This is a genomic window from Nocardia sp. NPDC051833, from assembly GCF_040681225.1.
GTDB lineage: Bacteria > Actinomycetota > Actinomycetes > Mycobacteriales > Mycobacteriaceae > Nocardia.
Map to the genome: position 1 here is coordinate 1,250,742 of NZ_JBFAYK010000002.1, position 10,359 is coordinate 1,261,100.

The following is a 10,359-nucleotide window of genomic DNA, read 5'->3' on the forward strand; positions in this document are numbered from 1 at the left end:
GGAACTCCTTCTCGGGGGACGGGGATGTCGGGCGGCTACGAAGCGAACAGTGGCATATCGCGATCCAGGTGACGTTCGGCCAGCGCGTCCTGGAGCGGGTCGGACAGCGCGGCCGGGCCGGTGGCCGCCTCGGCGGCGATCCGGTCGCAGAGCGGGGCCAGCCGCATCGTGCCCGCGGCGATGGCGGCGGGATCGAGGGCGAGCAGGCGCTGCGCGGCGGTGGCCGCGCCGGTGAGCGTGGTGTAGACGACGACGCCGGCGAGTTGTTCGGGGCTCGCGCCGCAGGCGGCGCCGACCATCCCGAACACCGTCGACAGATGCGGCCGCACCCCGGCCCTGGCCCAGTCCTGTTCCGGCCACAGCTGTTTGGCCAGCCGCAACAGGCCACGCCCCTGCGCCCGTGAGGCCGCCCGCGCGGCGGGCGACGGCGTCCTGGCGTCGGCCTCCAGCTCGGCGCGTTCGGGAGTCAGCGTCGCCCCGCAGACGGCGGCCGCGAGCGAGGCGGCAACGAGCCCGGAGGTGACGATCCGCCTGCGCAGGTACAGCTCGACACTCGCGTTGTCGCGCAACAGCCCTGACGACACCGCCTCCTCGACGCCGCCGGAGTGCACGTGCCCGCCGATCGGCAGGCGCGAGTCGGCCAGGGCGAGCAATGTCGCCAGGCCCGCCGCACCCTCGTTTCGCATCCGCCGATCCTATGCAACAGACCTGGACATCCGCCCGGTGAGGGCGGCCAATGTCGCCGGTCACCCCGGCGGCCGGTCGTCGGTCAGCGGGCGGCGCGCGCCGACCGCCAGGCCAGCGCCGCCATCGCGATCAGCAGCAGCGCACCACCCGCGGTCGCGACATGCATGCCGCTGACGAAGGATTCGCGCGCCGCGTCGATCAGGCCCGCGTCACCGTGCGCCTGGGCGATGGTCTCCCCGAGGGTGTCGCCGAAGTCGCCTCCCGACCGGAACACCAGCGCCGCGACCGAACCGAGCAGGGCCAGGCCGAGCGCGTTGCCGAGCTCGAAGCTGGTCTCGGAGATGCCGACCGCCGACCCCGCCCGCTCGGCGGGCACGGCCGAGACCGCCACATCCGAGACCAGCGTGAACGAGATGCCGTAGCCGATACCGGCGATCACCGAACCGAGGACGTACCAGGGCAGTCCGCCGTCGACACCGACGCCGAGCAGCATCAGGTTGCCGACCGCCGACATCGCCAGCGCCAGGGTGAAGGTCGCCCGGACACCGAGCGCGCGCCCGACCCGGGCGCCGCTCATCGAGAACACGAATACCGCGATCGCCATCGGAATGCCGAGCAGCGCCGCCTGCAGCGGGTCCCGCCCGGTGACCGATTGCAGGTAGATGCTGGTCAGGTAGCTCATCGCGGCCAGCGACATCATGCCGACCAGGCTCGCGCCGATCGCGACCCGGAACAGCGGCCGGGTGAACAGGCTCAGGTCGAGCAGCGGCTCACTCAGCCTGCGCTGCCTGCGGACGAAGGCCACCAGGACCAGCACGCCGATCGCCGCGATCCCCAGCGACGCGAGATCGAAACCCTCGGCGGCGAGGTGCTTGATCCCGTAGACGACCGGCAGGATGCCACCGATCGAGAGCACCACGCTGGGCAGATCGAGCGGCCCGAGCGCGGTCGAGCGGTGTTCGGGCAGCAGCATCGGCCCGAACACCAGCAGGATCGCCAGCACCGGGATGTTGATCAGGAACACCGAGCCCCACCAGAAGTGATGCAGCAGCAGTCCGCCGATGATCGGACCGACGGCCGAGCCGCCGGCGAAGAACGCCGTCCAGATGCCGATCGCGGTCGCACGCTGCCTGGCGTCGGGGAACAGGCTGGAGATCAGCGCGAGGCTCGACGGCAGCAGGGTCGCGCCGCCGATGCCCATCAGCACGCGCGCGGCGATGAGGACGGGGGCGCTGGGCGCGAACGCGGCGAGCACCGAGGCGAGACCGAAGATGGTGGCGCCGACGAGCAGGATGTTGCGGCGGCCGATCCGGTCGCCGAGGTTGCCCATCGTGATGAGCAGACCGGCCAGCATGAACCCGTAGATGTCGAGGATCCAGAGTTGCTGGGAGGCACTGGGATCCAGGTCGGCGGTGAGTGTCGGCATGGCGAGGAACAGCACCGAGATGTCCATCGACACCAGCAGTACCGGCAGCAGCAGCACGCCCAAGCCGAGCCATGCGCGGCGTCCACCGGCGACCGCGGTGGGCACCGCCGGGTCCAGCTTCGTCATTCCGACATCCTTCCAGGGGTTTGCGTACACCGTACGCGGGGAACGGGTACAGTGTACGCACCGAAAAGGAAAACGGAAAGCGAGTCATGGGATGACTGACGCGAAGCTCACACGCACCGCGATCGTCGACGCCGCGATCACCCTCGCCGACGCCGACGGACTCGACGCGGTGTCGATGCGCCGCATCGCCGATCGGCTCGACGTCGGCACCATGTCGCTGTATCGCCACGTGGCGAACAAGGACGAACTGATCGCGGCCATGACCGACGAGATCGCCGCCCGCCACCCGTACCCGGACCCGACCGGCCGGGGCTGGACCTGGCGCGACCGGGTGCGCATCGCCGCCGAGATCGATTGGCAGCTCTACCAGCAGCATCCCTGGGTCCTGCTGACGTTCGCGGTCCCCCGCTACAGCTTCGGCCCGCAGGGCCTGACCAGCCTCGCCTGGCTGGTCGAGGGCCTGCGCGCGCTCGACGTCTCGGCCCGCGAGGCCACCACCATGGCGTTCACCGTCTGGAACTACATCTCCGGTGCGAGCCTGCCGGTGGTCGGCGGCGCGCTGCTGGCGGAGAAGCGCACCGCCACCGACGACGCGAACGGCCTGCGCGACCTCCTCGACGGCACCCCGTCGTTCCCCGTGCCCCCCGCGCTCGCCGAACTGAACGGCGCCGGGGTGAGCGACCTGACCTCCGAGGACCTGCTGTTCCTCGGCCTCGACGCCCTCTGTGACGGTTTCGCCGCCCGCGTCGACCGCCGCGCCGCCGCGGACAGCTGACTAGCGCGCGCACCGATACGTCCCGATCGTCAGCTCCGCGCCGACGGTCCGGACATCGGCCAAGCGCAGGGTTTTCGGAGCGCCGGTCACGCCGAACAGCCGCTCACCCGCGCCGAGGACGCACGGAAAGGTCGTGAGGCGCAGTTCGTCGACGAGGTCGTGGTCGATGAGCGTGTGCACGAGCAGGCGGCTCGCGTACACCACGATGTCCCCGTCGACGGTCGCCCGCAGCCGCGCCACCGCGCGGACCGGATCGCCGTGCAATCGGGTCGCGACACCCCAGCCGAGGTCGTCGACGGCCGACCCGACGACGTACTTCGGCAACGCGCGCAGCCGGTCCGCCCAGTCGCCGGGCCTGCTCGCCCAGCGCCGCGCGAACCACTCGTAGCTGCGCCGCCCGAGCAGCAGCGCGGACGCGCTCCGCGCCTCCTCGTCTTCGATCTCCGCCCATGCTCGTCTGGTCGCGTCGTCCATCCGCTCGAACCAGCCGCCGCGCGCGAAGCCCTCCTCGCCGGTGGGGTCCCGCACGACGCCGTCGAGGGAGAGATTCTCGCTGACCACGATGTGTCCCATGACGTTCTCCTGTGTTGTCGGCTACCACTGAGGCAGACGCCACGAGAGCGCGGAAGGGGGCGCGCCCCTTTCCGGCGGGCACCGACGTCGGTACAGGATGACCACCACACGAGAGGCGGGACCGGTGCAGGCAGATCTGCTCTCGCGGGCGCGAGCGGGCGACGGCGCGGCGTTCCGCGCGCTGACCGAACCACACCGCCGCGAACTGCTCGTGCACTGCTATCGCATGCTCGGCTCGTACCAGGACGCCGAGGACGCCCTCCAGGACATCCTGCTCGCGGCCTGGCGCGGACTCGGCGGCTTCGACGGTCGCGCCTCGCTGCGCACCTGGCTCTACCGGATCGCCACCAACCGCTGCCTGAGCGTGCTCCGTACGGCCGCCCGGCGCGGGGCGAAGGAGTGGGACATTCCCGGTGTCCGGCCGCCGGCACCGACCCGGCGCGGCGAGGTCGTCTGGCTCGAGCCGTTCCCGGACGCGCTCTGCGACGCCGCGCCCCCGCCGGGCCCCGAGGTCCGCGTCGAGCAGGCCGAGTCGATGTCGCTGGCGTTCGTGACCGCGCTGCAGGTCCTGCCGCCGCGTCAGCTGGCCGTGCTGGTGCTGCGCGATGTGCTCGGTTTCCCGGCCCGGGAGGTCGCCGATCTGCTCGACACCACGGTCGAGGCGGTCAAGAGCGCGCTCAAACGGGCGCGTGCGGGCGTGCCGCGCCGACCGGACACCCCGGTCGCGGGCTCGCCGGACGAGAACGCGGTGGTCGCGCGGTTCGTCCGCGCCTACGAGGCCGCCGATATCGACGCGGTGGTCGCGCTGCTCACCGACGACGTGTTCCTGTCGATGCCGCCGCTGCCGTTCGAGTACGAGGGTGCCGAGGCGGCCGGAGAGTTCCTCGGCGCGCTGTTCGGCGCGGGCCGCCGCTACGACCTGGTCCCGACCCGGGCGAACGGCCAGCCCGCCTTCGGCGCCTATCTGCGGTCGCCGTCGGGCCACAGTCAGGCCACCGGCCTGTACGTCCTCGGCCTCGCCGGTGACCGGATCCGGGCGCTGACCCGCTTCGAGAACACCGTCCTGCCCTGGTTCGGCCTGCCGCGCACCGTGCCGAAACGCTGACTTGACCTCGAGTGCTGTTCAGGTTGAACAGTGGTGGCATGCACGCAATCCGATTGCACGAATTCGGTCCGGCCACCAACCTCCGCTACGAGTCCGTCCCCGATCCGGAGCCGGCGCCCGGTCAGGTGCGCATCGCGGTGGCGGCCAGTGGGGTCCACCTGGTCGACACCGCGCTGCGCCGCGGTGAACCCGGCCCGTTCCCCGTCCCGTCGCTGCCGACGGTGCCGGGTCGCGAGGTCGCGGGCACCGTCGACCGGGTCGGTGCCGGTGTCGACCCGGGTCTGCTCGGCACGCCCGTGGTCGCCCACCTGGGCGCCGCCCCCGGCGGTTACGCGGAGTTCGCGACGGCCGACGCCGACCGCCTGCTGACCATTCCCGACGGCGTCGATCCCAGCACGGCGGTGGCGATGCTCGGGACCGGGCGCACGACGCTGGGCATCCTGCTGTTCACCGAGCTGGACGCCGAGAGCGTGGCGGTGATCCCCGCCGCGGCAGGCGGCATCGGCACCCTGCTCGTGCAGTACGCCGCGGCGGCGGGCGCGACCGTGGTCGGCCTGGCGGGCGGCCCGGACAAGGTGCGTGACGTCGCGGCGAACGGCGCCGATATCGCGGTCGACTACACGGCCGCGGACTGGCAGGCGAAGGTGCGGGCCCAGCTGGGTGGCCGGACCGCGACCGACGTGTTCGACGGCGTCGGTGGTGACATCGGTACCGCCGCCGTCGAACTGCTGGGCCCCGGCGGCAGGCACCTGATCTTCGGCTGGTCCAGCGGCGCGCCGACCGCCGTCGATCCGGCCACACTGGCCGCCCGGGGAATCACCTCCCGATCCGTGCTCGGTCCGGCGATGCTGGAACGCGCGGGCGGTGACCTGCTGCCGCTGTCGCAGCGGGCGCTGACCGCCGCGGCCGACGGGCTGTTCCGGCCCGCGATCACCGAGTTCCCCCTCGCAGAGGCCGCGCGGGCGCACGAATCCCTCGAAAACCGGTCGACCACAGGAAAAGTCGTGCTGATTCCCTGATTCACCGAATCCTTTCCCGGGGCTCGCCGAATGTCGTGCGGCGGTCTCGCGCGCGGTGGTGGAGACTGGAACCATGACCGACGCGCAGCCGTCCGCCGACCGTCGTCTCGCCGCCCAGGCGCTGGCGGCCGACGATCCGACCGGCTGGTTCGAACCGCTCTACGCCGAGGCCGCGGCGGGAACCTCGGTCGTTCCGTGGGACCGCGACGAACCCAATCCACTGCTGGTCGACTGGGTCACCACCACCTCGACGCCCCTGGGCGGCCGCGCCCTCGTCATCGGCTGCGGATACGGCGTCGACGCCGAATTCGTTGCTGCCCAGGGCATCCGGACCACCGCGTTCGACATCTCCCCCACCGCCATCCGCGGCGCCCGCACCCGCTTCCCGCAGTCCCCGGTCACCTACAAGGTCGCCGACCTGCTGCACCCGCCCGCCGCCTGGCTCGCTGCCTTCGACCTGGTGATCGAGTCGATCACCATCCAATCCCTGCCCCCCGCCGTCCGGGAAGCCTCGATCGCCGCCATCCGCGGCTTCCTCGCCCCCGACGCCACCCTCCTGGTCATCGCCGACATCGCCACCACCCCGGCCCCCGGCCCACCCTGGCCCCTCACCCCCGCCGACATGAACGCGATAGCGACTCCCGACCTCACCCCGATCCGCGTCGAACGCCTCCCCCGCCCCGACGTCCCCGGCCGCCACCGCTGGCGCGCCGAATTCCATCGCCCGGCAGCCCAGGAAACCCGCGCCTGACCGAAGACGTCGACCTTTCGCCCGCGACGGACCACGGAACCCGGCGATCACCCGACCTGTGCGGCAGGGGTTTCGGCGGGCCGACGCCACGCCGGGATCGTCAGGTAGGTCGCCGCGCGCAGCACCCATTCGACCGGTCCGTAGGGGTGACCGCGCAGCCACCACGAGCTCAGAACCAACTGGGCGGCGAAAGTGAGCAGGCCGAGGCCGACGACGCCCAGCGGCGGGATGTCGTCGGCGAGGGCGAAGCCGTAGCCGGTGTAGACGACCATGAGCACGATCGACTGGCCGATGTAGTTCGACGCCGCCATCCGGCCCGCCGGCGCCAGGAAACCGGCGAAGCGACCGGTGCGGGCCGACTGGGCGAGGCGCACCACGACGGCGACGTAGGCGAAGGTCATGGCGGGGCCGACGAGATATTGCAGCCCGTGGATCAGGGCGGGGGCGTTCCACCAGCCCATGACGTCGGCGAAGGTCAGCGCCGAGATCGGCAGGCCGAGGCCGAACCCGAGCACCAGCGCGCGGCCCGACCAGCGACGCAGCGTGTCCGGATCCTCGAACAGGTTCCGCTTGCCCGCCGCCATCCCGAGCAGGAACATGGCCAGGCTCGGGACACCCTGGGCGAACCAGATCAGCAGCAGGAACACCGGCGCGAGCGCGGTTTGCGCCGCGAACGTGCTCGCGAAGCTGCCGGTGTAGTCGGCGGCGAGTTTCGGCAGGTCGAAGAACTCACCGAGGGCGAGAATGCTCGTCTCACCGGGCAGGAAGCTCCACACCGACCACACCGTGTAGAGCACCACCCCGGTGATGACGGCGGTCCGCGGCCGCAGTTTCCGCAGCAGGATCAGATGCAGGCACAGGAACGCGTACAGGGTGAGGATGTCGCCGATCCACAGCAGGTACACGTGCACGAGCCCGATCGCCATGAGCGCGGCGCACCGGCGCAGCAATCGCCGGGCCGGCGCGGCGCCCGCGCGTTCGGCGGCCGCGATCTGCAGGGTGAACGAGTACCCGAACAGGAACGCGAACAGCAGATAGAACCGGCCGGTGAACAGCGCGTCGACGGTGGCGCGCACCAGCTGGTCGGCGGTGCCGTCGAACAGCGACACGGGTTTGTCGCGAGGTCCGGTCGCCGACCACAGCGTGGTCGCCACGATCAGGTTGGTGATCAGGATGCCGAACAGGGCGAACCCGCGCAGGATGTCGACCTCGGCGATCCGTCGACCGGAAGATACTGCGGGCGAACGCGTTCCGAGTGCCTCAGCCATGGGGTGAGCGTAGGCGTCCGGGCGGGTCGGCTTCGTCCACCGAGCGGGCTATTTCCGCACGCGACCGGCGCCGCACCCGATCCACCCTGCGGCGTATTGACTTCCCGCACCGGACCTGTCACACGGCCCACCTAGACTGCGGGCGTGTCGCACCCCACCCCGGCCGGCCCCGAACTGGCGGCCGCCGTCGAAGCCCTGCACGCCGACCTCGCCCGCTGGCTGGGCAGCGCCGCCCCGGTCGAGGTCTTCGACCGTTTCGCGGCCGCCCAGCACCCGGATTTCACGATGGTCACCACCACGGGCGCGGTGCTCGCCAGGGACGACCTGCTCACCGGCCTGCGCGGGGCCCGCGACGCGCAGCCCGGCCTGCGGATCGCGATCACCGAGCTCGAATGCCTGCTCGACGACGGCCGCACGGTGGTGATCCGCTTCCTCGAACGCCATCTGCTCGGCGACGCCGCCACCGCCCGCCGGGTCACGGCGGTCCTGACCACCGGCGACCCGACCGGGCCGCCGCGCTGGCTGACCGTCCACGAGACGCCCCTGGCCTGACCGGCTCGCCGCGACCGCGGTGCCACAATGGGACACGACCAGGCTCGTGCAGGGACTCGCAACCACCACGGAGGCGGACATGCAGGCAGTTGTGATCGACCGGTTCGGCGACCCGAAGGACGTGCTCACCGCGCAGGAGGTACCGCCGCCGGAGCCGGGACCGGGCGAGGCGCGGATCGCGATGACGCTGTCCCCGATCCACAACCACGACCTGGCGATCATTCGCGGTGTCTACGGCTACCGGCCGCCGCTGCCCGCGATCCCCGGCACCGAGGCGGTCGGCGTCGTCGACGCGGTGGGTCCCGGCGCGGGTGGGGTGGCGGTGGGCACGCGGGTCGCCGTCGCGGGTGCGCGCGCGGCCTGGGCCGATTTCGTCGTCGTCCGGGCCGACCAGGTCGTCCCGATCCCGCCCGAGGTCCCCGACGAGACCGCCTGCCAGCTGCTGGCCATGCCGCTGAGCGCGCTGATGCTGCTCGACGATCTGCACGTACAGCCCGGCCAGTGGATCACCGTCAACGCCGCCAACGGCGCGGTCGGCCGCCTGCTCAACCTGTTCGCCCAGCAGCGCGGCGTGCGGGTGCTCAGCCTGGTGCGCGGGCCGGACTCGGTGCGGGCGCTGGAGCAGTTCGGCTACGGCCCGGTGATCGACACCGAGACCGAGGGCTGGGCGGCCCGCGCGGCCGAGGTCACCAACGGCGAACCGATCGTGCGGGCGGTGGACCAGGTCAGCGGGCCCGCGGCGGGCGCGCTGATGTCGCTGCTGGCGCCGCGGGGTGAGCTGATCTCCTTCGGCGCGCTGTCGGGTCAGCCGCTGATCATCGACACCGGCGCGGTCATCTTCAAACAGGCCGTGGTGAAAGGCTTCTGGGGCCAGCAGCGCGGCGGCGAGATCGATCGCGCCGACTACGTGCGCCTGATCACCGAACTCGTCGGCCTGGCCGCCGCGGGCACCCTGCGGCTGGACGTGCAGGCCGAGTTCCCGCTCGATCGGGCGGGCGAGGCGGCGGTCGCGTCCGAGACCCCCGGCCGCAACGGCAAGGTGGTGCTGCGCGCGGGCGCCCGCTGACCCCGCTATCCGCAAGTCCGATCCCACGATCGAAGCCCACGGCGACACCGGCCCGTGGGCTTCGCCCGTTGTTACGGTCCGACCATGACGCGAGAAGACACCTCGCCGCGGAAGAAGACGATCAGCAACCCCTACATCCACCGCTTGCAGCGCAGGCACTTCCTGCTCTTCGATGTCGCGCCGATCGTGGGCACCGTTGCCGCGCTGGGCTTCCTGTTCGTGCGGCCGTTCGGCGGCATGGAGCTCGCGCTGCTGTTCGGGATGTGGCTGCTGACCGGACTCGGCATCACCGTCGGCTATCACCGCCTGTTCACCCACCGCACCTTCCGCACCACGCCCACGGTCGCGGCCGTGCTGGCGGTGTTCGGGTCGATGGCCGGTCAGGGTCCGGTGGTGTCGTGGGTCGCGCTGCACCGGCGCCACCACGAGTACAGCGACCGCGAGGGAGATCCGCACTCCCCCAACCTCTCCGGTGACGGCCTGCGCGGGGCGCTGCGCGGGCTGGCGCACTCGCACTTCCTGTGGATGCGCCGCCACGAGTACCCGAACATCGTCCACTACGCGCCCGACCTGATCAAGGACCGGTCGCTGGTGCGGGTGGCGCGGCTCTACTACTGGTGGGTGGGGCTGGGCTTGCTGCTCCCGACCGTGCTGGGTGGACTGCTCACGCTGAGCTGGACCGGTGCCGTCAGCGGTCTGCTGTGGGGTGGTTTCGTGCGGATCTTCCTGCTCGAGCACATCGTCTGGGCGATCAACTCGTTCCTGCACATGGTCGGCACCCGGCCGTACCGGTCCAGGGAGAACAGCCGCAACGGCGGGGTGTTCGCGCTGATCACCCTCGGCGAGTCCTGGCACAACAATCATCACGCCTTCCCCGAGTCACCCTCGTTCGGATTGCACTGGTACCGGCTCGATCCCGGCTACTGGCTGATCTGGACGCTCGAAACCTTCGGTCTGGCCTGGGATCTGAAGATCCCGACGGCCGACCGCCTGGCCGCCAAACGCGCATGA

Annotated in this window: 11 protein-coding genes; 7 read left to right on the top strand and 4 right to left on the bottom strand. The window is 71.6% G+C overall.

Features of this window, described 5'->3' with window-relative positions:
• Nucleotides 1-35 precede the first annotated feature (35 nt).
• Complete coding sequence (locus AB0L91_RS23930) at nucleotides 36-686, bottom strand: urease accessory UreF family protein (RefSeq protein WP_365013364.1); 651 nt, start codon at nucleotides 684-686, stop codon at nucleotides 36-38.
• 83 nt (nucleotides 687-769) lie between these two features.
• Nucleotides 770-2,239 (bottom strand): MFS transporter, encoded by a 1,470-nt coding sequence (locus AB0L91_RS23935; RefSeq protein ID WP_357345388.1) that lies wholly within the window; start codon nucleotides 2,237-2,239, stop codon nucleotides 770-772.
• 91 nt (nucleotides 2,240-2,330) lie between these two features.
• Between AB0L91_RS23935 and AB0L91_RS23940 the strand changes: the two genes are divergently transcribed.
• Nucleotides 2,331-3,014, top strand: a complete 684-nt coding sequence (locus AB0L91_RS23940) for a TetR family transcriptional regulator (RefSeq protein ID WP_355275730.1) — start codon at nucleotides 2,331-2,333, stop codon at nucleotides 3,012-3,014.
• Here the strand turns inward: AB0L91_RS23940 and AB0L91_RS23945 are convergent, their stop codons facing one another.
• Nucleotides 3,015-3,587, bottom strand: coding sequence for a dihydrofolate reductase family protein (locus AB0L91_RS23945; protein ID WP_365013367.1), 573 nt, complete (start codon nucleotides 3,585-3,587; stop codon nucleotides 3,015-3,017). It lies immediately after the preceding gene.
• A gap of 97 nt (nucleotides 3,588-3,684) precedes the next feature.
• On the opposite strand from AB0L91_RS23945, the gene AB0L91_RS23950 reads away from it, so the two are divergent.
• The 3 genes from AB0L91_RS23950 to AB0L91_RS23960 all read left to right on the top strand — a co-directional run bounded on the left by AB0L91_RS23950 (nucleotide 3,685) and on the right by AB0L91_RS23960 (nucleotide 6,462).
• Complete coding sequence (locus AB0L91_RS23950) at nucleotides 3,685-4,692, top strand: sigma-70 family RNA polymerase sigma factor (RefSeq protein ID WP_365013370.1); 1,008 nt, start codon at nucleotides 3,685-3,687, stop codon at nucleotides 4,690-4,692.
• Nucleotides 4,693-4,730: 38 nt separating this feature from the next.
• Nucleotides 4,731-5,711, top strand: a complete 981-nt coding sequence (locus AB0L91_RS23955; RefSeq protein ID WP_365013372.1) for a zinc-binding dehydrogenase — start codon at nucleotides 4,731-4,733, stop codon at nucleotides 5,709-5,711.
• Between the two features lie 73 nt (nucleotides 5,712-5,784).
• A complete protein-coding gene (locus AB0L91_RS23960; RefSeq protein ID WP_365013375.1) occupies nucleotides 5,785-6,462 on the top strand; it encodes a methyltransferase domain-containing protein in 678 nt (225 codons plus the stop codon).
• Nucleotides 6,463-6,509: 47 nt separating this feature from the next.
• On the opposite strand, the gene AB0L91_RS23965 is transcribed toward AB0L91_RS23960, so the two are convergent.
• Entirely contained in the window at nucleotides 6,510-7,730 is a 1,221-nt protein-coding gene (locus tag AB0L91_RS23965) for a DUF418 domain-containing protein (RefSeq protein WP_365013378.1), read from the bottom strand.
• A gap of 144 nt (nucleotides 7,731-7,874) precedes the next feature.
• Between AB0L91_RS23965 and AB0L91_RS23970 the strand changes: the two genes are divergently transcribed.
• The 3 genes from AB0L91_RS23970 to AB0L91_RS23980 all read left to right on the top strand — a co-directional run bounded on the left by AB0L91_RS23970 (nucleotide 7,875) and on the right by AB0L91_RS23980 (nucleotide 10,359).
• Entirely contained in the window at nucleotides 7,875-8,282 is a 408-nt protein-coding gene (locus tag AB0L91_RS23970; protein ID WP_365013380.1) for a hypothetical protein, read from the top strand.
• Nucleotides 8,283-8,361: 79 nt separating this feature from the next.
• Nucleotides 8,362-9,348, top strand: a complete 987-nt coding sequence (locus AB0L91_RS23975) for a zinc-binding dehydrogenase (RefSeq protein ID WP_365013382.1) — start codon at nucleotides 8,362-8,364, stop codon at nucleotides 9,346-9,348.
• Between the two features lie 84 nt (nucleotides 9,349-9,432).
• Nucleotides 9,433-10,359, top strand: a complete 927-nt coding sequence (locus tag AB0L91_RS23980) for an acyl-CoA desaturase (protein WP_365013385.1) — start codon at nucleotides 9,433-9,435, stop codon at nucleotides 10,357-10,359.

Excerpts from the sequence above, each read along its gene's own strand:
- AB0L91_RS23935 (WP_357345388.1), bottom strand. The coding sequence starts at position 2,239 with ATGACGAAGCTGGACCCGGCGGTGCCCACCGCGGTCGCCGGTGGACGC.
- AB0L91_RS23980 (WP_365013385.1), top strand. The coding sequence starts at position 9,433 with ATGACGCGAGAAGACACCTCGCCGCGGAAGAAGACGATCAGCAACCCC.
- AB0L91_RS23960 (WP_365013375.1), top strand. The coding sequence starts at position 5,785 with ATGACCGACGCGCAGCCGTCCGCCGACCGTCGTCTCGCCGCCCAGGCG.
- AB0L91_RS23955 (WP_365013372.1), top strand. The coding sequence starts at position 4,731 with ATGCACGCAATCCGATTGCACGAATTCGGTCCGGCCACCAACCTCCGC.
- AB0L91_RS23940 (WP_355275730.1), top strand. The coding sequence starts at position 2,331 with ATGACTGACGCGAAGCTCACACGCACCGCGATCGTCGACGCCGCGATC.
- AB0L91_RS23965 (WP_365013378.1), bottom strand. The coding sequence starts at position 7,730 with ATGGCTGAGGCACTCGGAACGCGTTCGCCCGCAGTATCTTCCGGTCGA.
- AB0L91_RS23975 (WP_365013382.1), top strand. The coding sequence starts at position 8,362 with ATGCAGGCAGTTGTGATCGACCGGTTCGGCGACCCGAAGGACGTGCTC.
- AB0L91_RS23950 (WP_365013370.1), top strand. The coding sequence starts at position 3,685 with ATGACCACCACACGAGAGGCGGGACCGGTGCAGGCAGATCTGCTCTCG.
- AB0L91_RS23945 (WP_365013367.1), bottom strand. The coding sequence starts at position 3,587 with ATGGGACACATCGTGGTCAGCGAGAATCTCTCCCTCGACGGCGTCGTG.
- AB0L91_RS23930 (WP_365013364.1), bottom strand. The coding sequence starts at position 686 with ATGCGAAACGAGGGTGCGGCGGGCCTGGCGACATTGCTCGCCCTGGCC.